Genomic DNA, 22011 nt, shown 5'->3' with positions numbered 1-22011 from the left:
TCGCCGCACGGCGGAGGCCCACAGCGGGGAGACTGGAGTCATGTGCCGGAGTATCAAGACGCTGCGCCCGCCCGTGCTGCCCGAGGAGGCGACGCGCGAGGAGATCCGGGCCGCCGCGCTGCAGTACGTACGGAAGGTCTCGGGGTTCCGCGCGCCCGCCGCGCACAACCGTGAGGTCTTCGACCAGGCGGTCGACACGATCGCGGCGGCCACGGAGGAACTGCTCGCGGGGCTGGAGGTGCGGGGCCAGGGCACACGGCGAGCGGCGGCCGGGTGAGCGGACCGGTCGGCGCAGTGGATCGTCCGGGGGATGGATCGGGCGGTGGCCGGGGGAGTGGACCGGGCGGTGGGGGCCTGGGTGGCGGTCGCGACCGGGCGAGGGCGGTGGCCGGGCCTACGACGTCTACGGATGCCGCGGGGTGCGGCGCATCAGGTACGCCGCCCCGGCGCCCGCCGCGAACAGGGCCGCCACCGAGACACCGGTGGCGAGCCAGGCGGCACCCAGCCAGCGGGTGCCGAAGTAGCCGAGGGCCACGCTGTAGGCGGCCCAGGACAGGCCGGCCAGCGCGGACCAGGGCAGGAACTCACGCACCCGGCGCTGCGTCGCACCCGCGCTGAAGGAGACGACCGAGCGGCCGGCCGGGGCGAACCGGGCGATGACCACCAGCGCACCGCCGCCGCCGCGGGCCAGGGCCGCGCCGAGCCGTTCCTGCGCGGTGCTGAGCCTGCGGGAGCGGGCGATGGCCCGGTCCAGGCGTTCGCCGCCGCGCCGGGCCAGCCGGTAGGCGAAGAGGTCGCCGAGCACCGAGGCGGTGGCGGCGCACAGGATCAGGGCGAGGGTGTCGGGCACGTCGTGCGGGACGCGCCCGGCCGCGGCCCCCGTGCCGGCGGCGGCGGCCGTGGCGGCCGTCACGATCAGCACGCCGCTGGGCAGCACCGGCAGGAAGACGTCCAGCAGTACCGAGAGGGTCACCGCGACATAGATCCACGGAGTGCCGGTGAGCGCCCCCACCCTCGCCACACTCTCCAGCACCGCGAACTCCCTGAACTCCCCCGTGGACCGGACCGTGCGCCGCGATGTCGCGGGGGAGCGGCAGGGGCGGTCTGTGAACAGCCATACAGCGTACGCCCGGGGTGTGACAGGGGGTTCACCGGGGGCTCACGTGTTCGTACGGGTCCTGCGGGAGGGCGGAAGGGCAGGCGAACGGGAGGGCGGATGGGCGGGAAGGCAGGCGAACGGGAGGGCAGACAGATGGGCGGGAGGGCAGGCGAACGGGAGGGCAGATGGGCGGCAGGGCAGGTGGACGCGAGGGCAGGTGGGTGGGCGTCGGGGCTGCCGGTTCGGCCGGCAGCCCCGACGCCCGTCCGTCAGACCGCCACCGGGGTCTGCTCGGCAGCGGGCCGCTGCTGCGCCGAGCGCCGGGCGAGCAGTCCGTCCAGGGCGAACGCACCGGAGCCGGTGAAGACCAGCAGCAGGAAGGACCAGCAGAACAGCACGGGCATCTCGCCGCCGTTCTCGATGGGCCACAGCGCCGCCTTCTGGTGGACGTCGAAGTAGGCGAAGGCCATGGAGCCGGAGGCGATGAACGCGGCGGCGCGGGTGCCCAGGCCCAGCATGACCAGGGCGCCCCCGACCAGCTGGATCACCGCCGCGTACCAGCCCGGCCAGGTGCCGGCGGAGAGCGTGCCGCCGTGGGTGCCCGCCGCGCCGCCGAGCACGCCGAACAGGGATGCGGCGCCGTGGCAGAAGAAGACCAGTCCCACGACGATGCGGAACAGGCCGAGGGCGTAGGGCTGCGCGGAGTTGAGACGTCCGGTCAGGCCGGTCATGTGGGGGTTCTCCTTCGGTCGGGCCGGCCCGGGGTGGGGGCCGGCCGGGGGACGGTCCGAACGGGTGACCTAGGTTAGGTCGACCTAATCTATACTTGCAAGTTCAACATCTGGCCATGCTCGCGGTGCCGCTCCGGTTCCGTTTGCTGCGGTACGCAGTGGATTAGGCGAAGTGCGCGAACCATCCACGGGGTGGACAACCTGGCGGATAACGGGGTGTGCCACCTGGTGGACCACCCGGCGCACCGGGGGCCGAACGGGACTCCGTTACGGGCCCCGGGTGTGCCCGGCCGGCAGGCCCGGCCTGCGCCCGGGGCAGCGCCGGACGCTGTGGGCGGGAATGCCGGGGGTCGTCGACTTGACGAACACATGACCGAACCAGGGCGGCCCGGCGCGCAGGCGGCCCGTCAATGGCTCGGATCGGCCATGTGCGGAGGGCGTCGCGTGGGGCGCGGATCGGCCACGGACGAACGGCGCCCGCCCTCCTCCGGCTGCGGCCCGTGCGGGCGTGCGCGGCGGAAGAGGGCGGGCGCGGGAAGGGTCCGCGGGCGGGCGGAGAGGCGGGCTCCGGTGGGGCCGGGGCAGGGGGCGGGGGGCGGTGGCGCGTCAGCAGTTCGCGAGGTAGCCCTGCAGGGCGCTCTTCTCCGCCGAGTCGACCGAGAGGTCGTAGTAGTACTTCACCTGGATCCAGGCGCGGACGTAGGTGCAGACGTACGCCGATCGGGACGGCACCCAGGTGGCCGGGTCCTGGTCGCCCTTGGCCTGGTTGACGTTGTCGGTGACGGCGATGAGCTGCGGGCGGGTGAGGTCGTTGGCGAACGCCTGGCGCTGCGCGGTGGTCCACTTGCCCGCCCCGGAGTCCCAGGCCTCGGCCAGCGGCACGAGGTGGTCGATGTCCAGGTCCGAGGCCGCGGTCCAGGTCGCGCCGTCGTAGGGGGAGTACCACGTGCCGCTCTTGGCGGCGCAGGAGGAGTCGGTGGTGACGTTCGAGCCGTCCCGCTTCAGGACGGTCTCGCGGGTGTTGCAGGTGCCGCTGATGGTGATCCAGTGCGGGAAGAGGTCGCGGTTGTAGCCGGTGCGGTTCTCGGCCGCGACGGTGAGGGAGGCGAGGTAGCCGCGGGCGGTGGCGGCACTGACCGGGGTGGGGAGGGCGGCGGAGGCGGCCGGGGGGTCGATGAGGGCGACGGTGGCGAGGAGGCCGGTGAGGGCCGTGAGTATGCCCAGTCGTCGACGCGCGTAGAACGTGGGCCGGGACGACCTGCGGGACCTGCGGGCCATGTGAACTCCCTTGCGTGGTGGGGGTTGTGGGCGCGAGCGTGGGAATGCTCGCCGCGTCGCGTTGCGGGGAGGTGTGCGTGCGGTGAGAAGGTAGTGACGCGTGCATGACATGACAAGGTCCGCGACGGAACTTCCGGTCGCGTACGATGGACGGCGCAGAAGGGGAGTAGCTCTTCGCCGGACCGTCGACATACTGCTCAGCTGGACTGAGCCGGCGCCCGGAGGCAGGCCTCGGACAGGATCCGGGGACCGGCCAGCGAGACCTTCGGCACAGCAGTGCACGCCCGTGCGTACGGCACGGGTGCATCCGTGTGCTGCCCTGCCGAGGCTCTGGTCGCACAGGTCGCAGCACTCTCGGCGGGGTGGCCCCGACCGATTGAGGGACAGTGATCAGTCTCAGCGTCCTGGCGCTCGTCTTCGGCGTCGTCTTCCTCGCCGAGCTGCCGGACAAGACGGCCCTGGCGGGACTCGTGCTCGGCACCCGCTACCGCGCCTCCTACGTCTTCGCGGGTGTCGCCGCCGCGTTCCTGCTGCACGTGGTGCTGGCCGTGGCGGCGGGCAGTGTGCTCACGCTCCTGCCGCAGCGGATCGTGCACGCGCTGACGGGCGTGCTGTTCCTCGGCGGCGCGGCCGTGCTGCTGCTGAAGAAGGGCGACGACGACGAGGAGATCCGGCAGCCCGGGGACCAGTCCTTCTGGAGGGTCGCCGGGACCGGCTTCATGCTCATCCTGGTCGCCGAGTTCGGCGACCTCACCCAGATCATGACGGCGAACCTCGCCGCCCGCTACGACGACCCCGTCTCCGTCGGCCTGGGCGCGGTCCTGGCCCTGTGGGCGGTCGCAGGGCTCGGGATCGTCGGCGGCAAGGCGCTGATGCGGCGCGTCCCGCTGAACCTGATCACCAAGGTCGCGGCCGTGCTGATGCTCGCGCTCGGCGTGTGGAGCCTGTGGGAGGCGGTGGCCTGAGGCGGCGGCCAGAGGTGCCGGCCCGAGGTGCCGGCCCGAGGTTGCGGCCAGGGGCGGGGCCCGGCCGTACGACGGCCGGGGCACCGCGGCCGTACGACGGCCGGGCTGTGGCACCGTGGTGGTACCACGGCCGTATGGCGGCCGTGCTCGCGCGCTGCGGGTGGCCGGGCGGCCGGTGCCGGCGCCGGGTGCGGAGCTGAACTCCGGGTGAAGGATCCGGTCGGCGGTGGCGGGATGCCGGGTTTGTTTTGTACCGTGAGGGAACAAAGTGGCTCCCGCCCGCTCACCCTGACCGGCGGGCGGGGCCGCCTTGTCCCCCCGGAACGTCCCGGCGGGTCACCCGGGGCCCGACCCCCACGCCCCTCCGCGCGCCTTGGAGCTGCCGATGACGGCCACCGCCGTGCTCACCGCCCGAGCCTTCCTGCTGGACATGGACGGCACCCTCGTCAATTCCGACGCCGTCGTCGAACGCATCTGGCGGCGCTGGGCCGACCGGCACGGACTGGACGGTGACGAGGTGATGAAGGTGGTCCACGGCCGCCAGGGACACGCCTCGATGGCGCTGCTGCTGCCCGACCGGCCCGCCGAGCAGAACATCGCGGAGAACGCCCGCATGCTCGCCGAGGAGACCTCGGACATGGACGGCGTGGTGCCGGTCCCCGGCGCGCCGGAGTTCCTGGCCGCGCTGCGCGGACTGCCGCACGCCCTCGTGACCTCTGCGGACGTCGGTCTTTCCACGGCCCGGATGGCCGCCGCGGGCCTGCCTCTGCCGGACGTACGCGTCACCGCCGAGTCCGTCGGTGCGAGCAAGCCCGACCCCGAGGGCTTCCTGAAGGGCGCCGCCGAACTCGGCATCGCCCCCGCCGACTGCCTGGTCTTCGAGGACTCCGGCGCGGGCATCGCCGCCGGACGCGCCGCCGGGATGCGGGTGATCGGCGTCGGCCCGCGCGCCGCCGCCCACGGTCCCGACGCGGTGGTGCGCGACCTCACGCGGCTCCGGGTGGAGCCGGTGGGGGACGGGGCGGTCCGCCTGCACGTGGGGTGAGGCCCGGGCCAGGTCGGCCCCGGCCCGCCTCGGCGGTGGGCCGGACCGGGGACCTGCCTCGACGGCGGATCAGGCCAGGTCTGCCACGACGGGAGATCAGGCCAGGCCTGCCTCCACGCAGGTTCGTGCCAGGTCTGGCTCCAGCTCCACGAAGGATCAGGCCAGGCCTGCCTCGATGGCGCGGCGGACGGCGTCCGCGCGGTCGCGGATGCCCGCCTTGGCGAACAGGTTGTTGATGTGGGTCTTGACCGTGGCCTCGCTGATGAACAGCTTCTCGGCGATGCCCCGGTTGGGCAGGCCCTGGCCGATCAGCGTGAGCACCTCGCGTTCGCGGGGGGTGAGGTCGTCGGGCAGGGCCCGGAGCGGCGCCGACGCCGACGCAGACGCCGGTGCCCTGGTCCGGACGGTGGCCAGCAGCCGGTCCTGGACCTCGCGGTCGAGCACCGACTGACCGGCGGCAGCGGCCCGGATCGCCCGGGTGATGTCCAGGCGCCCCGCGTTCTTGGTCAGATAGCCGCGGGCTCCCGCGCCCAGCGCGCCGAGGATCGAGTCGTCGTCGGCGAAGGTCGTCAGCACGACCACCGCAACGTCCGGGTACGCCTCGCCCAGCCTGCGCGTCGCCTCGGTCCCGTCCATCACGGGCATCCTGAGGTCCATCAGCACCACGTCCACCGGCCCGGCCGCCACGGCGGTCAGCACCTCGCTCCCGTTCGCGGCGGCCGCGACGACCTCGATGTCCTCGGACAGCGCGAGCACCGCGGCGAGCGGTTCCCGGACGGCGGCCTGGTCGTCGGCGACGACCACCCTCAACCGCCGCGGTTCCTCGATCGGTTCACTCATCCCGGGATCACTGCCTCCACCTGCCAGCCGCCCTGATGCGGTCCCTCGGTGACCGGACCCGCGGCGACGGTCCCGCCCAGCAGGGCGACGCGTTCGCGCATTCCGATCAGTCCCATCCCGCTGCCGACCCCGGAGTTCCCCTCACGGGTGGCGGGGCCGTTGCGGATCATCAGTGTGGTCGAGGAGGCGGAGTACGCCAGCTCCACGCCGACCACTCCTCCGGGCGCGTGCCGGGCGGCGTTGGTCAGCGCCTCCTGGGCGATCCGCAGCAGGTTCTGGGTCACCTGAGGCGGCACCGCACGGACGGTCCCTGTGACGGTGAGAACGTCACGGTGGCCCGACGAGGCGAGCATCGCGGCCAGGCTCTCCCGCAGGGGCAGCGAGTCCTCGCGCAGCGCGTGCACGGTCCACTGCGCCTGCCTCAGGCTCTCCTTGACCAGGTCGTGGGCCTTGTCGTTGGCCGCCCGGACCTTCTCCAGGTCACCGGTGTCGAGCAGCGCGTCGGCAAGTTCCAGCTGCATGTTGATCCCGGCCAGCGAGTGCGCCAGGACGTCGTGCACGTCCCGGGCGATCCGGCTGCGCTCGGTCAGCGCGGCGGTCCGCGCCTCGGCGCGCGCCGCGCGTTCGGCCGACTCGGCCGCCTCGATCGCCGCCCGGACGGCCCGGCGCTGACCGCGATTGACGATGCCGATCAGGACCGGCGCGCCGGCGGTGAGACCGACCGTCCAGGGCAGCAGGGGGTAGCCCGGCCCGGGGCGGGCATAGAGGACGGCGCCGCAGAGCAGGCTGCACACCGCCGCGAGCACCAGGGCCGGTCTGGTGTCGAGCCGGTATCCGAGGTGCCCGGCGAGGAAGTAGGCGAAGAGATATCCCGTTCCGGAGCGGCTGACGCCGATCAGGGCCGCCGCCGCGAGGACGCCGAGCGTCAGCCAGACGAGGGCGGAGCGCTGGGGGACCCTGTGCTCGGGCAGGTGCCGGGCCAGCAGTGCCGCGGAGCTGACCACGAGGAGCAGGGCGACGGCCAGACCTTGGCCGCTGAGGCCCACGGGCCGCACGGTGACGATCCCGGCGACCACGACCGCGAGGGTCAGTACCCACTGAGCGCGCGGGTCCTGTCCCGGAACCGGTCGCGGGTCCAGCCCGGGAACCGGTCGCGGGTCCCGGAGGGGAAGGGGTCGGGGGCCCGGCGCCTGGTCCACCGCCTGGGCCGCGGCCTGGTCCACCGCCCGGGTCGCGGCCTGTTCCACTGCCTGGTCCGCTGCCTGGGTCGCGGCCTGGTTCGCGGCCTCCCCCGGGGGCGGGGCGCTCGGAGTCGCGGTCACGGGCAGAAGATACTGCACGGTCAGGCAGCACGGTCGAGGACGGGCACGGGACGGGGCACCGCCCGGGTCCTGCTGCGCAGGTAGATCGTGGCCACCCGCGTGACCACCTCGGTGAGGGCCATCAGCACGAACGCCGTCACCCACGCCTGGTCCCCGGTGATGTGGTGAGCGACGCTGAACCGGGCGACGTCGTCGGCGCCGCCGCCGTGCTCCACCCACATCTGGAAGCCCATCCGGGCCCCCATGCCCACGACCCACAGGATCGCCGACACCGCCCCGGCCTTGATGAGGAGGTGCCCGTCGACCGCCCGTATCCGCGTGTAGACGCCACCCGCGATGCCGAGCGCGGCGCCCACGCCCATCAGGACCGCGACCAGCACCAGGTCGTTGCCCGCGGTGGGGATGCCGTCCAGGTAGGAGTAGGCGACGTAGGCCACGATCCCCAGCGGGATCAGGAAGGTCTTGAGGTCGAGCCGGTCTTCCCGCAGTTGCCGGAAGACGACGAGGATGAGGGCGATGTCGGTGATCCACTCGGTCGCTGTCATGCCCTCAAGACTGCTGCGAAGAGGCCCGCGGCACCTGGACCCACGGGTGGAATCGGGGGTGGAGATCCACCGCCCCCCGGTCTCACCCTCCCCTGCTCCGCCCTCACCCCACCGGTCCTGACCAGGCCTGACGAGTCCTGACTGGGTCTGACGAGGCCTCACCGCGCCCGACCGGGCCCGACGCGGCCTCACCAGGTCTGACGAGTCCTGAGTCTCACCGGTGCGACGTCTCCGCCTCCAGGCTCGCCCGTGTCGCCGGGCCGTAGACGCCGAGGCCGTCCGATGTGATGCCGCGGGCCCACTGGTAGGTCCGTACCGAGTCCTCCACGTGCTGGTCGTAGAAGCCGTCGATCCGGCCGGTGTAGAGGTACAGCCGCGCCAGGCGCTCCTGCAGTCCGCTCACCTCGGGGCCGCGGTCGCCCCGGCGCAGCGTGGCGGGGGGCCCTGGCGTCCGCGTGGCCCGGGGGGACGCGGGGGTGGTCTGGGCCGGGGCGGTGGGCGCGAGCCCCGGCGCGGCGGCGCCCGGGGACCCGGACGGCGACGGGGAGGCGCTCGTCGAGGAGGGCGAGGGGGACGTGGACGGGTTCGCGGTGGCGGACGGCGACGCGCTCGCCGACATGGACACGGTGGCGGAGGGCACGGGCGCGGCGCTCGTCGGCGGGGCCGTGGGCGCGGCGGACGTCGGGGCGTCGGGGATGCTCTCCCGTACCCCCTGGGCGGCGCCGTCCCGGGCCGGGGACTCGTAAGAGAACAGTCCACCTGCGTACGCGCACGCCGCCGCGAGCGCGATCACGGCCGCCGAGACGGCGAGCAGGGCGGCGGGCCGGCGGCGTCCGCGACGGGCCCCACCAGGCGCCGCGTCCATGCCCGCGCCGCCCTCCTGTCCTTCTCCGCCCCTTCTGCCTCCGCCGCCTTCTCCGTCTGCGGCGACGGCGTCGAAGCTGCGGGTGCCGCCCGAGTCGAACAGGTTCAGGTCGGATGCGCTGGGCTCGCCCGCCCGTGACGTCAGCGGCGTGGGCAGCGCGATCGTACGCAGCGGCATCGTGGCCTCCACGGCCGGTACGGGCCGCGTCGGCGCCTCCGCCCCCGGGCCGGCCGCGGGAGCGGGCCACTGCCGGGTTTCCGCGTCCCGGTCTGTGCCCCCGCCCGCGCCCGCGCCCGCGCCGACGCCCCCGCCCGCGCCGACGCCCCCGTCTGTGCCCGCGCCTACGCCTGGGCCTGGGCCCGCGCCGGTACCCGTGTCCACGCCCGTCGCCGTCGCGGACGCCGAGCCTGCGCGGGCGGCCTCGGCGACACCGCCACCCCCGGCATCACCCCGGCCCCCGCCGCCCCCGCCGTCGTCGCCGCCGCCCCTGCCGTCCCCGTAGCCGTCGTAGTCCCCATAGTCCCCGTAGTCCGCATAGTCCACGTATGGCCGTATCCGCAGCGGATCGAAGTCCTCCGCCGCTGCCGCTTCCGCGGTCCGCGCGTCGCGCAGGGCGTCGGCCGCTCGCTGCCCGCAGGCGCACGACGGGGAGTCGTCCGCGCTCCGGGGCGCATTGCACTCCGGGCAGACATGCCCCTTCGGCTCTTCCACGCGTCGGTCCCCTCCCAGTCCGGACTCCAAGGATTATGCAGATCCTCTCCACACCTTCTCCCCTAAGTCCCGGAACGGCGGCCCCGAAGGGGGGACTCGACAGGCCATAACGGGACACACCGATGACGATGGGAGATGTCACGAGAGCGTCGGGAGGTCTCCATGGCCGGGGATGGACAGGGCAGGGCCGGTACGCCGGAGACGCCCGGTGTGCCGACGACGACGGGTACGGAACCCGGCTCCCCGCCGCCGACGGGTGCGGGCCCCGGCTCCCCGCCGCCGACGGGTGCGGGCCCCGACGCCCCGCCGCCGACGGACACTGAATCCGACTTCCCGCCGCCGTCCCGGCCCCCGTCCCCGCGCGGTGCCGAGCCGGGTGAGTCCGAGCACGTCTCCGGCAACGTCCTCGTCTCCATCGGCGCGCTGCTCCTCGGCATGCTGCTGGCCGCGCTGGATCAGACGATCGTGTCCACCGCGCTGCCCACCATCGTCAGCGACCTCGGCGGTCTGGAGCACCTGTCCTGGGTGGTCACCGCCTATCTGCTGGCGTCGACCGCCGCGACCCCGCTGTGGGGCAAGCTCGGCGACCAGTACGGGCGCAAGAAGCTGTTCCAGACCGCCATCGTGATCTTCCTGGTGGGCTCCGCGCTGTGCGGGATGGCGCAGAACATGCCCGAGCTGATCGCCTTCCGTGCCGTGCAGGGGCTGGGCGGCGGCGGGCTGATGGTGCTGTCGATGGCGATCGTCGGCGATGTCGTCTCCCCGCATGAACGCGGCCGCTACCAGGGACTGTTCGGGGCGGTCTTCGGCGCGACGAGTGTGCTCGGGCCGCTGCTCGGCGGGATCTTCACCCAGCACCTGAGCTGGCGCTGGGTCTTCTACGTCAACCTGCCGGTGGGTGTCGTCGCCCTCGCCGTGATCGCCACCGCCCTGCGCATCCCGCGCAAGGCGCAGCACCACGTCATCGACTACCTCGGCACGCTGCTGATCGCGTCGGTCGCCACCTGCCTGGTCCTGGTCGCCTCGCTGGGCGGCACCACCTGGGGCTGGGGCTCGCCGCAGATCATCGGTCTCGCCGTGCTGGGCGTCCTCCTCGTGGCCGCCTTCGTGGCCGTCGAGCACCGGGCGGCGGAACCGGTCCTGCCGCTCAAGCTGTTCCGCATCCGCACCTTCACGCTCTCCGCCGTCATCAGCTTCGTCGTGGGCTTCGCGATGTTCGGCGCGATGACGTACCTGCCGACGTTCCTCCAGGTGGTGCGGGGCATCTCGCCGACGCTGTCCGGCGTCCACATGCTGCCGATGGTGGTCGGCATGCTGCTGGCCTCGACCGGCTCCGGGCAGATCGTGAGCCGCACCGGCCGCTGGAAGGTGTTCCCCGTCACCGGCACCGCCGTCACCACGGTCGGCCTGCTCCTGCTGCACCGGCTCGACGAGCACAGCTCCACCGCCGAGATGAGCGGCTGCTTCTTCGTCTTCGGCCTGGGGCTCGGCCTCGTCATGCAGGTGCTCGTCCTCATCGTGCAGAACGCCGTCAGCTACGAGGACCTGGGCGTCGCCACCTCCGGCGCCACCTTCTTCCGTTCCATCGGCGCCTCCTTCGGTGTGGCCATCTTCGGCACGGTCTTCGCGAGCCGGCTCGCCGACCAGCTCGCCACCGCCTTCCGGGGCGCCCACCTGCCGCCGGGCGTCTCGGCCTCCACCCTCAAATCGGACCCGCGCGGCATCGCCGCCCTGCCGGCGGGCCTGCGCCCGGCCGCCCTGCACGCGTACGCCTCCGCCATCACCGACGTCTTCCTCTACGCCGCTCCGGTCGCCCTCCTCGCCTTCGTCCTGGCCTGGTTCCTGAAGGAGGACAAGCTGCGCGGCTCCGTCACGGCCCCCGACGGCACGCAGACCCTCGCCACCAACCCGGTCGAACGGTCCTCGTACGACGAGGTCTGCCGGGCGCTGTCCGTGCTGGGCACCCGTGAGGGGCGGCGCGAGATCTACCGGACGATCACCGCGCGGGCGGGGTACGACCTGCTGCCCGCGACGAGCTGGCTGGTGCTGCGGATCAACCGGTACGGCTGGGTCGAGCCCGCCCTGCTGGCCGAGCGGGTGCCCGTCCCCCTGACGGTGATCCTGGAGGCGGCCCGCCAGGTCGAGGAACGGCACCTGGCCGAACGGCTCGGTCTGGACCTCGTCCTGACCGGCCAGGGGCGTGAGGTCGCCGAACGGCTGGCGCGGGCCCGGGAGGAGTCGCTCGCCGACCTGCTCGGCGACTGGTGGGGCCCCGACCGGCCGACCGACCTGGCGCAGCTGGTGAGGGAACTGACCGGGGAGCTGTGCGGCTCCGACGCGGAACGGCCGCACGAGGAGCGGGCGGCCACCCGGCAGACGCCCCGGTACGCGTGACAGGGCTCGGCAGACGCCCCGGTAGGCGTGTCAGGGCTCGGCAGAGGTCCCGGTAGGCGTGTCAGGGCTCGGCAGACGCCCCGGTACGCGTGTCAGGGCGCGGCAGAGGTCCCGGTACGCGTGTCAGGGCTCAGGCGAGCGGCTTGCTGTACCAGTGCTCGGCGTAGGGGTCGTCGTTGTGCCGTCCGGTCTCCGTGTAGCCCAGCCGCGCGTACAGGGCGCGGGCCTCCACCAGGTCGCCGCGGGTGTCCAGGATCATCCGCCGGGCGCCGAGCGCACGGGCCGCGTCCTCGGCGGCGCCGACCAGCAGCGCCGCACCGCCCCGGCCACGCACCTGCTCGTGCAGGAAGACCCGGGTCAGTTCGGCGGTGGCCGGGTCCAGCAGCCGTACCCCCGCCGTGCCCGCCGGCCGGCCGCCGTACCGGCCGACCAGCAACTGACCGGTGGGCGGGACGAGTTCGGAGCCGGTGCGGGCGGCGATCTCGCGCTCCAGCTCGGCGGGGTCGGTGCGGTGGCCCTCGTGCAGCAGGTACCAGCGGTCACTGACCTCGGTGTAGTACGCCCGCCAGAGCGCGACGGCGACGGGGGAGTCGTACGGCTCGGGGGCCACGGTCCAGGACGCGGCCCCGGACGCGCTCGCCCCCGCGGTGGTGGAGGCGGCCCCGGCCGAAGACGTGGGCGGGCGCGGGAGCGGGGGCGTGGCGTCGGTCCTGGGCGGCATGCGGACATTCTCGGCGTGGGGCCGGGGGGCCACGCAACCGGTTATCCGCGTCCCTGTCCGCCCGCCGTCCGGGTGCCCCGCAGCCCGCGCCGCTCGTGCCACTCGCGGACGACCTCTTCCACGTCGTACCGCTTCAGGCCCAGCGGGGGGCCGGGCGGTGGCTTGAGCATCATGTCGAGGATCTTCGTGTTGATGTCCGCGATGATCTTCCGCACGACGCGCTCCGAGGGCGCCGCGTACGCTGCCGCCAGCGCGTCCTCGGCCTCCTTGCGCAGGGCGAGCGACGGCGGCAGGACGGACAGGCCCTCGCGCGCCATCTTGCGTTTGACCCACCACAGTTCGTCGTACGTGGTGTCGTCCGGCAGGGGCTTGCCCGCCCCGGGCAGCCGGTCGAAGTCGCCGCGCCCCTGCGCGTCACGGATCTCCTTCTCGACCCACGACTCGAACGGCACACCCGGTGGCTTTCGCTCGGTCATGAGGACATTGTGCCGGACGCGCCCCGCCCAGGCGATTTATCATGCCGCCGCGGTGCGTCAACCGGGCGCTCCGCCAAAGGCGTTGGCGCGCACGGCCGGACCCGCGGCACAGGCTGCGGCCCGGCGCGCCCCGAACCACGAGGAGCGCACGTGCTCGAACTCACCATGGCCTCCGTCTCCGGCACGGACGCGGGCGCCACGGCCGGCATGCTGATGGCCGACGCGCCCAGCGACCCGGGTGCCGTGCTGCGCGTCGGCCGGGATCGAGCCGTGTGCCGCCTGGTGACGCCCGACGACTGGCTGTTCGTCTCCCGGGTCCACCTGGAGTTCCGCTGCGGTCCGGAGGGATCCTGGCAGGTCACCTGGTTGCGCGGTTCGCGGCCCGAGCCGTCCTCCGAGGTCCGCCTGACGATCGGCACGGCCGCGCGGCCGCTCGCCTACGGCGCGACGGCGGCGCTGCCCCGGGGCGGCGCGGGCGAGATCGTGGTCCACGACCGCACCAGCCCGCGCAGCCTGAACGTGGGCTTCTACCACGACGTGTGAATCCGACCCGCATGGTCCGAACGGGGAGCGGCAGACCCTAGTCCAGCACGCGGGCGATCGCGAAGCCGTCGTAGCCCTTGCTGCCGACCGTCTGGATCGCGGTGCCGTCCAGGCGGGGATGCCCGGCGATGAGTTCGAGGGCGGCCCGGGTGCCGCGCACGCTCGGATCGGTGCTCGCCGCGTCGGTCACCCGGCCGCCGCGCACCACGTTGTCCAGGATGATCAGACTGCCGGTGCGGGTGAGGCGCAGCGCCCACTCCACGTAGTGCGGGTTGTTGACCTTGTCGGCGTCGACGAAGACCAGGTCGAAGGGGGGCGGGTTCTCGTCGGCGAGCTTGGGCAGCGACTCCAGGGCCGGGCCCACCCGCACCTCGGCGATCCGGTCGAGACCCGCGTGGGCGATGTTGCGGCGGGCGACGTCGGCGTGGTGGGCGTCGTACTCCAGGGTGACCAGGCGGCCGTCGGCGGGGAGGGCGCGGGCGAGCCAGATGGTGCTGTAGCCGCCGAGGGTGCCGATCTCCAGGACGTTGCGGGCGCCCTGGACGCGTGCGAGCAGGTGCAGCAGCTTGCCCTGGTTCGGCGTGACGTTGATGTGCGGCAGGCCCTCCGTGTCGCTGTCGCGCTGCGCGGCCTGGAGGGATTCGTCCTCCGGGGAGAGCAGGGCGGTGAAGTAGGCGTCCACGTCGTCCCAGAGCTGCGAGTCGCTCATGCACCATGCCTTTCGTGTGCCTAGTTAGATGCGCTAACTAGCGGTGCTAACGAATATAGCCCCGGCGCGGTGACCGCAGGGAACAGTTTCGGGGAATTTCCGCCGATCGGCTCGGGGGCGCGCAGGGGCCCGGACGTGCGGAAGGGGGAGCCGAACGGACGGAAGGGGATCCGAACGGACGGAAGGGGTGGACGCGGCACCGCCGCGTCCACCCCTTCCGTCAGAGCCTCGTCGTCAGAGTCTCGCCCTCAGGGCCTTCAGGACTCCACCGCCGGCGGCGAGCCCGGCAGCGGGCGTCCGGCCGACTCCTTCATGAACCACACCGCCACGCCGCCGATCAGCGAGGCCGCCATCATGTAGTAGGCGGGCATCATCATGTTGCCGGTCGCGCCGATCAGGGCCGTGACCACCAGCGGGGTCGTGCCGCCGAACAGCGACACGGAGATGTTGAAGCCGATCGACAGCGAGCCGTAGCGCACCCGGGTCGGGAACAGCGCCGGCAGGGCGGACGGCATCGCCGCGGTGAAACAGACCAGGAGCAGGCCGAGCGCGGCCATGCCCAGGCCCACCGCCAGCAGGCTGCCCTGGCGGATCAGCACCAGTGCCGGGATCGACAGGAACAGGAAGCCCACGCAGCCCGCCGCGATCACCGGGCGCCGGCCGACCCGGTCGGTGAGGGCGCCGGCGAACGGCTGGACGATCATCATCAGCGCCATCACGGCCAGCACGACCAGCAGGCCGTGCGTCTCGTCGTACTTGAGCTGGCTGGTCAGGTAGCTCGGCATGTACGACAGCAGCATGTAGTCGGTCACGTTGAAGACCAGCACCAGGCCCATGCACAGCAGCAGCGTCTTCCACTGGCTCGCGACCATCTCGCGCAGCGGCACCTTGGGGCGGCCGGCCTCGGCCTTCTCGACCTCGGCGGCGAACGCCGGGGTCTCCTCCAGGCGCATCCGCAGGTACAGGCCGATGATGCCCATGGGGCCCGCGATCAGGAACGGGATCCGCCAGCCCCAGGACGTCAGGTCGTCCGAGGACAGGAACGCCGTCATCAGGGTCACCAGGCCGGCGCCGCCGATGTACCCGGCGAGTGTGCCGAACTCCAGCCAGCTGCCGAGGAAGCCGCGCCGCCGGTCGGGGGCGTACTCGGCGATGAAGGTGGAGGCGCCCGCGTACTCGCCGCCGGTGGAGAAGCCCTGCACCAGCCGGGCGGCCAGCAGGAGGATCGGGGCGCCGACGCCGATGGTCGCGTACGACGGGATCAGGCCGATGGCGAAGGTGCCCGCGGCCATCATGATCATGGTGACGGCCAGCACCTTCTGGCGGCCGATCCGGTCGCCGAGCGGGCCGAAGACCATGCCGCCGAGGGGTCGGACCAGGAAGGCCGCGGCGAAGGCGCCGAAGGTGGAGAGCAGCTGGGCCGTGGGATTGCCGGACGGGAAGAAGACCTTGCCCAGGGTCACCGCGATGTAGCTGTAGACACCGAAGTCGAACCACTCCATCGCGTTGCCCAGCGCGGCGGCCTTCACGGCGCGCCGGACGAGTGCCGGGTCGGTGACGGTGGCGTCGGAGCGGTTCTTGGTGAGGGAAACGGAACGGGGCGCGGTGAGGGTGGCAGCCGACAAGGCTTCGCTCGCCTACCTTTCGACGGGGGCAGGGACACGACCCACGCGGCGGCGCTGTCGGCGGGTCGAACCGGCCCGCGCCGAGCGCGAACCGAAGCCGGCCCGCACGGGTACGGACCGAAGCCGGCCCGCACGGGGTACGGACCGAAGCCGGCCCGCACGGGGTACGGACCGAAGCCGGCCCGCACGGGGTACGGACCGAAGCCGGCCCGCACGGTCGCGGGCCCGGTCGTACGTCCGCAAGCGCTGCGGCCGGAACCGGCCGCACATTGCGTGGCCGAAAAGCGACCAATGCGGCGGGCCTGAAATCGACCATACGACCGCTTGGTCCCCCTACGTATCGTGAACACTTCGATGCACAGCGCATCTAAATGCCTGATACGCAGGTACGTATGCCCGCTGCCGAGCGTTCCGCACGGCCCCGCGTTGTGATCCTTGTCGCGCTCTGCGGCCCCGATCCATGGCCCGGGACCGCCCACCCGTCGTCATTCGGCCAACGGACGCGCCGGTGGCAGGCGAAACCGGGACGCACGGCGTCTTTTACCTCGGAGTCGCGCGCCTCATAGGGTGCGTACCGGGACAGAAAACCGGGCCAGAAGACCGGGACCGAAGACCGGGACGGAAGAGCCGGGACGGAAGAGAGTGCCCGCGCACGGCAGGCGGGACCAACGGGGCGGGAGGCCGACGGGGCGTGGCGGATGCGGAGCACAGCGGCGGACCGGTGGCGGCCTTCTCGGGTGCGGCGGCGGCCGCCGCACCCGTCGGGGCACGTCTGCGCGCGGCCCGCCTGGGCCTCTGGCTGATCGCCGGGGTCCTGGCGATACGGCAGGTGGCCGCCGTTCTCACCACCCCGCGCGGGGAGCGGCTGACGGACCTGGAGACCTGGGTCGGCCCCGGCGGCGTCCTGGACGTCAAGGGGTCGCTGTACGACTCGACCCGGTTCACCGGCACTCCTTTCGGTGGTCTTGTCCTCAAGCCGCTGACGAACGCCGCCGAGGACGCCCTCGGCTGGGGCTGGATCTTCGGCACGCTCCTGCTGGTCGTCGCCATCGGCCTTATCGCCGCCCGCGCGCTGCCCCGCCCGGCCGGGCGCCGCGCCTCCCTGCCGGCCGCCCCCGTCGCGATCAGCCTGCTCATGCTGTCGCTGCCGGTGCGCAACGCGTTCTGGCTCGGGCAGATGGGCGTCCTGCCGGTCCTGCTGGTGCTGCTCGGCCTCTTCGTCGTCCGCGGGCAGCGGACCTGCGGGCTCCTCGTCGGTCTCGCCGCCGCCCTCCAGCCCACGATGCTGCTGCTCGTCCCCCTGCTGTGGTGCACCGGACGCAGACGGGCCGCCGCCGCCACCGGCGCCACCTTCGCCGTGGGCACGGCGCTCGCCTGGGCGGCCATGCCGCACGACTCCGCCACGTACTGGATCCACCACATCGCCAGCGTGGGCCTGGGCGGCCGGGCCGACGGCCCGGCCAACCAGTCCCTGCACGGCGCGCTGCTGCGGTTCGGCCTGGCCGGGCCGCTGGAGATCGGCCTCTTCCTGGTCCTGGGCGCGGCCGTCGCCGTCCTCGCCCTGCGCCGGGCCGTGCGCTACGCCCACGACGGGCAGCTGCTGCTCGCGGTCGCCGTCACCGGCTGCGCCGCGATCGCCGTGTCGCCCACCGCCTGGCAGCACCAGCTGCTGTGGGTGCTGCTCGCGGTCGCCGGACGGGCCGGACGGCGCGCCTGCGACCGGTACGTGTGGCCGGTGGCCGTGGTCCTGGTGATGACGCTGCCGGCCAGGACGATGCTGCCGGGCATGGCGGTCCTGGACCCGGTGCGCGACAGCGCGGTCCTGGTGGCCGCGCTGGCGGCGGCGACCTTCGTGCCGTTCCTGTCCCGCGCCTCGGAGTACTTCCGGACCCCGGCCCCCACCCGGTACGCGGACCCGGTCCCGGCCCGCTTCCGGCACGTCCCGGTGGCGCCGTTCCTGCGGCGGGTCCTGACCCGCCCGAACCTGCTCCTGGAACTCCTCCTGATCCGCATCACCTACGCCGCCTACTCCCAGGTGCGGCTGGTCGCCCGCGGGGGCCGGGCCACCGCCGAGCGCCACGGCCACCAGATCCACTCCGTCGAGCACGCCCTGCACATCGACATCGAGCACTGGGCCAACCACGCGATGGTCCGCCTGCCCTGGCTGGACCACTTCCTCAGCTACTACTACGAGACGTTCCACTTCGTCGTGCCGCTGGCGGTCCTCGCCGTGCTCTACGTCCGGCGGCCGGTGGACTACCGGTGGGCGCGCACGGCCCTCGGGTTCGCCACCCTGTTCGGCCTGCTCGGCTTCTGGCTCTACCCGCTGGCCCCGCCCCGGCTGATGCCGGGCTTCGGCTTCATCGACACGGTGCACGGCGTGCAGGACTTCGCCAAGCCGGACTACGGCGCGATGACCGCGCTCACCAACCAGTACGCCGCGATGCCGTCGCTGCACTTCGGCTGGTCCCTGTGGTGCGGCCTGGTGATCGCCGTCGTCGCGCCGAAGTGGTGGATGAAGGTCCTCGGCCTGCTGCACCCGCTGTTCACGGTGTCCGCGATCGTGGGCACCGCCAACCACTGGGTGCTCGACGCCGTGGGCGGTGCCACGGTGGTCTGCGCGGGCTTCGCCCTGAGCCACCTGCTGTCGGGCCCCCGCGCGGTGGCGGCGCCCCACCCGGTGGCGGACCCCGAGAAGACCGGACCCGTACCGGTCGTGCGCTGACATGGCGCGCGAGGGGGGCCGCCGGACGGCGCGGGCGGCGGCCCCGGCGGTGGTGCCCGCCGGGGCCGCCGTGGCCGTGGGACTGTGGGGGATCGGCCGGCACGGCAGCATGTGGCGCGACGAGTCGGTCACGTACCAGGTGGCCCACCGTTCGACGCGGGAGCTGTGGCACCTGCTGGGCCACATCGACGCCGTGCACGGCCTCTACTACCTCCTCATGCACGCCGTGTTCGCGCTGTGGGACGGCGGCCTCACGGCCCTGCGGCTGCCCTCGGTGCTGGCGACGGCGGTGGCGGCGGCGGGCGTCGGGGTGATCGGCGCCCGGCTGGCGGGCCGCCGAACCGGCGTCCTGGCCGGCCTGGTATTCGTCCTGCTGCCGGTGACCCAGCAGTACGCGCAGGAGGGCCGGTCCTACGCGCTGGTCACGGCGGCGGTCACCTGGGCGACGTACCTCTTCGTGCGCGCCCTGGACTCGACGCGCCGCCGCTGGTGGGCGGGGTACGCGGCGGCTCTGGCGCTCGCCTGCCGGCTGCACGAGTTCGCCGTCCTCGCGCTCGCCGCCCACGGCCTGACGCTGTGGCGGCTGCGGGTGCCGCGCCGGGTGTGGCGCCGCTGGGCGGTCGCGTCGGCCGCCGTCATCGTCGTCCTGCTGCCCCTGGCCGCCGTGAGCGCCCGCCAGGCGGAGCGGCAACTGGGCTGGCTGGGGCGCCCGAGCCCGGCCATGTGGCTCCAGTACGCGGCCGTCGCGGTGGCCTGCGCCCTGCTGGCCGGGCTGCTGCTGCGGCGAACGGCGCGGGACGGCAGCGGTGGCATGAGTGCCATGGGCGGCACCGATGGCATGAGGGGCCGGGGCGGCACGGGTGGCATGAGGGGCGTGGGCGGAACAGGTTGCGCGACGAGTGACACGGGCGGCGACGACGGTGACGCCGGACGGCGCCCGCTCCTCGTGTGGCTGGGGCTGTGGCTCGCGGTCGCCCCGGCCGGGCTCCTGATGACGGTGTCCCTGGTCAAGCCCTGGTACGTCGACCGGTACGTGATCTACGGCATGACGGGCGCCGCCCTGCTGGCGGGCGCCGCCCTGGACCGTGCGCTCGCCGCACGCCTCCGGTCGGCCCCGGCGCCCCGCGCCCTGGTGGTCTGCCTGTCGGCCGCGGCGGCGGTGGCGGTCCTGCTGCCCTGGTCGCTGGCGGTCCGCTCCCCCGAGAGCCGCAAGGACGACGCGGTCGCCGTCTCCCGCGCGGTCGGGCGCCTGGCCCGCCCCGGGGACGCCGTCCTGTTCATGCCCGCCCGGCGTCGCGAGTGGCTGCTGTCCCGCCCCGCGCTCTACGGCCGCCTGGACGACCTGGCCCTCGCCGCCCCGCCCGCGGCCTCGGGCACGCTGGAGGGCACCGAACTGCCCGCCGGGACGATCCGGCGGCGCCTCCTCGCGGCCGACCGCGTCATCGCCCTCGCCGACCCGGCCGGACAGCCCCTTGACCCGTTTCCGCGGGAGGCCGTCAAGCGGGACGTTCTGCGCCGCCGCTTCGAGGTCTGCGCCCGCACCCGCGTCCACGGCGCCCAGGTGATCGTCTACGTCCGCGCCGGGCACTGCACGCGGTGAAGAGGGGCCCCGCCGTCGCCCAGCTCCCCTCAGCTCGCTCGGCGTAGCCCCCTGACCAGCAGCTGGGCCAGGCGGCGCGCGTCGTAGCGGGGGTCGTTCTCCGCGCCGATGCAGAGGTTGCCGACGCCGCGCATCATCTCGTAGGCCGACAGGCCGGCCTGGATCTCGCCGGCGTCGGCCGCGGCCCGGAGCAGGTCGCCGCAGACGGGGACGAGACGGTCGAGGAAGTAGGCGTGCAGCGTCTCGAACCCCGCGTCGTCGGACTGGAGCGCCGCGGCGAGGCCGTGCTTGGTGACCAGGAAGTCGACGAAGAGGTCGATCCACCGGCCCAGCGCGGCGTGCGGGCTCCCGCTGCTCTCCAGCAGGGCGGGGCCCGCCTCGGCGCACGCTTCGACCTGGTGCCGGTAGACGGCGACGACGAGGTCCGCGCGGGTGGGGAAGTGCCGGTAGATCGTGCCCATGCCGACGCCGGCCTTGGCCGCGATGTCGCGTACCGGCGCCTCCACGCCCGAGGTGACGAAGACCGCGGCGGCGGCGTCGAGCAGCGTCTCCTCGTTGCGCCGGGCGTCCGACCGTTTGGCCCGCGCGCCCGTACTCGTATCCGTGCCCTCGTCCCTGTCGCTCACCGTGCCGTGTCCTTCCCTGCGGGGTTGCCAAACCGGAACAGCGTTCCGTATCTTTCCTGGCGGGCTTACCGGAGCGTTGTTCCGTTTCTTCATGATGCCAGAACGGCAGCCCCCCGGCCACCCACGCCCCATCCCACCCGCGGAGGAACCAGCTCATGCAGTACCGCACCCTGGGCCGTACCGGAGTACAGGTCAGCGCCCTCGCGCTCGGCGCCATGAACTTCGGCCGGATCGGCCGCACCACCCAGGACGAGGCAACCGCCCTCGTGGACACCGCGCTCGAAGCCGGGATCAACCTCATCGACACCGCCGACATGTACAGCGCCGGCGAGAGCGAGGAGATGGTCGGCAAGGCGATCGCCGGCCGCCGCGACGACGTCGTGCTCGCCACCAAGGCGGGCATGCCGATGAGCGAGGAGCGCAACCACCGCGGCGGCTCCCGCCGCTGGCTGGTCACCGCGCTGGAGGACAGCCTGCGCCGCCTCGGCGTCGACCACGTGGACCTCTACCAGCTCCACCGCTGGGACCCGGCCACCAGCGACGAGGAGACCCTTTCGGCCCTGACCGACCTGCAACGCGCCGGAAAGATCCGCTACTTCGGCTCGTCCACGTTCCCCGCTCACCGCATCGTGCAGGCGCAGTGGGCCGCCCGTACCCACCACCTGAGCCGCTACGTCACCGAGCAGCCCAGCTACTCCCTGCTCCAACGCGGCATCGAGACCCACGTCCTGCCCGTCACCGAGGAGTACGGACTCGGCGTGCTGGTGTGGAGCCCGCTGGCCTCCGGCTGGCTGTCGGGCGCCGTCCGGGCGGGCCGCGACATCACCACCCACCGCTCCGGCTTCCTGCCGGACCGCTTCGACCTGACCGCCCCCGCCAACCGGGCCCGCCTCGACGCGGTCGAACGGCTCGCCCGGGTCGGCGACGAGGCCGGCCTGACCCTGATCCAGCTCGCCCTCGGCTTCGTGACCGCCCACCCCGCCGTGACCAGCGCCCTCATCGGCCCCCGCACCCTGGACCACCTGCGCGCGCAGCTCGCCGCCGCGGACACGGTGCTGCCCGCCGACGTCCTGGACGCCGTCGACGAGATCGTCGCCCCCGGCACCGACCTCGCCCCGCACGAGAAGCTCGACACCCCGCCGTCCCTGCTCGACGCCTCGCTGCGCCGCCGCTGACCCGGAGACCTGCCCC

At 73.6% G+C, this 22011-nt stretch carries 20 protein-coding genes; 8 read left to right on the top strand and 12 right to left on the bottom strand.

Annotated features, from left to right (window positions below):
- The first annotated feature begins 40 nt into the window (after nt 1–40).
- On the top strand, nt 41–277 hold the full coding sequence (locus tag AB0G56_RS14515; RefSeq protein WP_360968766.1) for a DUF2277 domain-containing protein: 237 nt from the start codon (nt 41–43) through the stop codon (nt 275–277).
- 126 nt (nt 278–403) lie between these two features.
- Here the strand turns inward: AB0G56_RS14515 and AB0G56_RS14510 are convergent, their stop codons facing one another.
- From AB0G56_RS14510 to AB0G56_RS14500, 3 genes are all read right to left on the bottom strand, one after another.
- Entirely contained in the window at nt 404–1033 is a 630-nt protein-coding gene (locus AB0G56_RS14510) for a VTT domain-containing protein (RefSeq protein WP_360968763.1), read from the bottom strand.
- Nucleotides 1034–1368: 335 nt separating this feature from the next.
- A complete protein-coding gene (locus tag AB0G56_RS14505) occupies nt 1369–1821 on the bottom strand; it encodes a DoxX family protein (RefSeq protein WP_360969112.1) in 453 nt (150 codons plus the stop codon).
- Between the two features lie 615 nt (nt 1822–2436).
- Nucleotides 2437–3108 carry an HNH endonuclease family protein gene (locus tag AB0G56_RS14500; RefSeq protein ID WP_360968760.1) on the bottom strand — a complete coding sequence of 224 codons (672 nt, stop codon included), beginning with the start codon at nt 3106–3108 and terminating at the stop codon, nt 2437–2439.
- Between the two features lie 386 nt (nt 3109–3494).
- On the opposite strand from AB0G56_RS14500, the gene AB0G56_RS14495 reads away from it, so the two are divergent.
- Together AB0G56_RS14495 and AB0G56_RS14490 are read left to right on the top strand one after the other, a co-directional pair.
- Nucleotides 3495–4073 (top strand): TMEM165/GDT1 family protein, encoded by a 579-nt coding sequence (locus AB0G56_RS14495; protein WP_360968757.1) that lies wholly within the window; start codon nt 3495–3497, stop codon nt 4071–4073.
- 385 nt (nt 4074–4458) lie between these two features.
- Entirely contained in the window at nt 4459–5118 is a 660-nt protein-coding gene (locus AB0G56_RS14490) for an HAD-IA family hydrolase (protein WP_360968754.1), read from the top strand.
- Between the two features lie 156 nt (nt 5119–5274).
- On the opposite strand, the gene AB0G56_RS14485 is transcribed toward AB0G56_RS14490, so the two are convergent.
- The 4 genes from AB0G56_RS14485 to AB0G56_RS14470 all read right to left on the bottom strand — a co-directional run bounded on the left by AB0G56_RS14485 (nt 5275) and on the right by AB0G56_RS14470 (nt 9401).
- Entirely contained in the window at nt 5275–5958 is a 684-nt protein-coding gene (locus AB0G56_RS14485; protein ID WP_360968751.1) for a response regulator transcription factor, read from the bottom strand.
- On the bottom strand, nt 5955–7097 hold the full coding sequence (locus AB0G56_RS14480; RefSeq protein WP_360969109.1) for a histidine kinase: 1143 nt from the start codon (nt 7095–7097) through the stop codon (nt 5955–5957). Before AB0G56_RS14480 ends, AB0G56_RS14485 begins: the two co-directional genes overlap by 4 nt.
- Before the next feature lie 203 nt (nt 7098–7300).
- Nucleotides 7301–7825 carry a hypothetical protein gene (locus tag AB0G56_RS14475; protein WP_360968748.1) on the bottom strand — a complete coding sequence of 175 codons (525 nt, stop codon included), beginning with the start codon at nt 7823–7825 and terminating at the stop codon, nt 7301–7303.
- A 214-nt stretch (nt 7826–8039) separates the two neighbouring features.
- Complete coding sequence (locus tag AB0G56_RS14470; protein WP_360968745.1) at nt 8040–9401, bottom strand: peptidoglycan-binding domain-containing protein; 1362 nt, start codon at nt 9399–9401, stop codon at nt 8040–8042.
- Nucleotides 9402–9836: 435 nt separating this feature from the next.
- Between AB0G56_RS14470 and AB0G56_RS14465 the strand changes: the two genes are divergently transcribed.
- Nucleotides 9837–11795, top strand: a complete 1959-nt coding sequence (locus AB0G56_RS14465) for a DHA2 family efflux MFS transporter permease subunit (RefSeq protein ID WP_360969106.1) — start codon at nt 9837–9839, stop codon at nt 11793–11795.
- Between the two features lie 130 nt (nt 11796–11925).
- On the opposite strand, the gene AB0G56_RS14460 is transcribed toward AB0G56_RS14465, so the two are convergent.
- On the bottom strand, nt 11926–12516 hold the full coding sequence (locus AB0G56_RS14460) for a GNAT family N-acetyltransferase (RefSeq protein ID WP_360968742.1): 591 nt from the start codon (nt 12514–12516) through the stop codon (nt 11926–11928).
- A gap of 41 nt (nt 12517–12557) precedes the next feature.
- Nucleotides 12558–12992 carry a DUF1992 domain-containing protein gene (locus AB0G56_RS14455; RefSeq protein ID WP_360968740.1) on the bottom strand — a complete coding sequence of 145 codons (435 nt, stop codon included), beginning with the start codon at nt 12990–12992 and terminating at the stop codon, nt 12558–12560.
- 150 nt (nt 12993–13142) lie between these two features.
- On the opposite strand from AB0G56_RS14455, the gene AB0G56_RS14450 reads away from it, so the two are divergent.
- Complete coding sequence (locus AB0G56_RS14450) at nt 13143–13535, top strand: hypothetical protein (protein ID WP_360968737.1); 393 nt, start codon at nt 13143–13145, stop codon at nt 13533–13535.
- Between the two features lie 37 nt (nt 13536–13572).
- Here AB0G56_RS14450 and AB0G56_RS14445 read toward each other — a convergent pair whose 3' ends face one another.
- Together AB0G56_RS14445 and proP are read right to left on the bottom strand one after the other, a co-directional pair.
- Complete coding sequence (locus tag AB0G56_RS14445; protein ID WP_360968734.1) at nt 13573–14244, bottom strand: O-methyltransferase; 672 nt, start codon at nt 14242–14244, stop codon at nt 13573–13575.
- Between the two features lie 257 nt (nt 14245–14501).
- Nucleotides 14502–15869, bottom strand: coding sequence for a glycine betaine/L-proline transporter ProP (proP, locus tag AB0G56_RS14440; protein ID WP_360968731.1), 1368 nt, complete (start codon nt 15867–15869; stop codon nt 14502–14504).
- A 691-nt stretch (nt 15870–16560) separates the two neighbouring features.
- Between proP and AB0G56_RS14435 the strand changes: the two genes are divergently transcribed.
- Together AB0G56_RS14435 and AB0G56_RS14430 are read left to right on the top strand one after the other, a co-directional pair.
- Nucleotides 16561–18594 (top strand): phosphatase PAP2 family protein, encoded by a 2034-nt coding sequence (locus AB0G56_RS14435; RefSeq protein WP_360968729.1) that lies wholly within the window; start codon nt 16561–16563, stop codon nt 18592–18594.
- A 1-nt stretch (nt 18595) separates the two neighbouring features.
- Entirely contained in the window at nt 18596–20194 is a 1599-nt protein-coding gene (locus AB0G56_RS14430) for a glycosyltransferase family 39 protein (RefSeq protein ID WP_360968726.1), read from the top strand.
- Nucleotides 20195–20223: 29 nt separating this feature from the next.
- Here the strand turns inward: AB0G56_RS14430 and AB0G56_RS14425 are convergent, their stop codons facing one another.
- Nucleotides 20224–20820 (bottom strand): helix-turn-helix domain-containing protein, encoded by a 597-nt coding sequence (locus tag AB0G56_RS14425; RefSeq protein WP_360968723.1) that lies wholly within the window; start codon nt 20818–20820, stop codon nt 20224–20226.
- A gap of 155 nt (nt 20821–20975) precedes the next feature.
- Between AB0G56_RS14425 and AB0G56_RS14420 the strand changes: the two genes are divergently transcribed.
- Nucleotides 20976–21995 carry an aldo/keto reductase gene (locus tag AB0G56_RS14420; RefSeq protein WP_360968720.1) on the top strand — a complete coding sequence of 340 codons (1020 nt, stop codon included), beginning with the start codon at nt 20976–20978 and terminating at the stop codon, nt 21993–21995.
- Nucleotides 21996–22011: the final 16 nt, after the last annotated feature.

It is taken from the genome of Streptomyces sp. NPDC021356, assembly GCF_040641015.1.
Lineage (GTDB): Bacteria > Actinomycetota > Actinomycetes > Streptomycetales > Streptomycetaceae > Streptomyces.
This window is presented reverse-complemented; position numbering and strand designations above follow the sequence as displayed.

Excerpts from the sequence above, each read along its gene's own strand:
- AB0G56_RS14430 (WP_360968726.1), top strand. The coding sequence starts at position 18,596 with ATGGCGCGCGAGGGGGGCCGCCGGACGGCGCGGGCGGCGGCCCCGGCG.
- AB0G56_RS14465 (WP_360969106.1), top strand. The coding sequence starts at position 9,837 with ATGCTGCTGGCCGCGCTGGATCAGACGATCGTGTCCACCGCGCTGCCC.
- AB0G56_RS14490 (WP_360968754.1), top strand. The coding sequence starts at position 4,459 with ATGACGGCCACCGCCGTGCTCACCGCCCGAGCCTTCCTGCTGGACATG.
- AB0G56_RS14420 (WP_360968720.1), top strand. The coding sequence starts at position 20,976 with ATGCAGTACCGCACCCTGGGCCGTACCGGAGTACAGGTCAGCGCCCTC.
- AB0G56_RS14445 (WP_360968734.1), bottom strand. The coding sequence starts at position 14,244 with ATGAGCGACTCGCAGCTCTGGGACGACGTGGACGCCTACTTCACCGCC.
- AB0G56_RS14515 (WP_360968766.1), top strand. The coding sequence starts at position 41 with ATGTGCCGGAGTATCAAGACGCTGCGCCCGCCCGTGCTGCCCGAGGAG.
- AB0G56_RS14500 (WP_360968760.1), bottom strand. The coding sequence starts at position 3,108 with ATGGCCCGCAGGTCCCGCAGGTCGTCCCGGCCCACGTTCTACGCGCGT.
- AB0G56_RS14475 (WP_360968748.1), bottom strand. The coding sequence starts at position 7,825 with ATGACAGCGACCGAGTGGATCACCGACATCGCCCTCATCCTCGTCGTC.
- AB0G56_RS14460 (WP_360968742.1), bottom strand. The coding sequence starts at position 12,516 with ATGCCGCCCAGGACCGACGCCACGCCCCCGCTCCCGCGCCCGCCCACG.
- AB0G56_RS14455 (WP_360968740.1), bottom strand. The coding sequence starts at position 12,992 with ATGACCGAGCGAAAGCCACCGGGTGTGCCGTTCGAGTCGTGGGTCGAG.
- AB0G56_RS14485 (WP_360968751.1), bottom strand. The coding sequence starts at position 5,958 with ATGAGTGAACCGATCGAGGAACCGCGGCGGTTGAGGGTGGTCGTCGCC.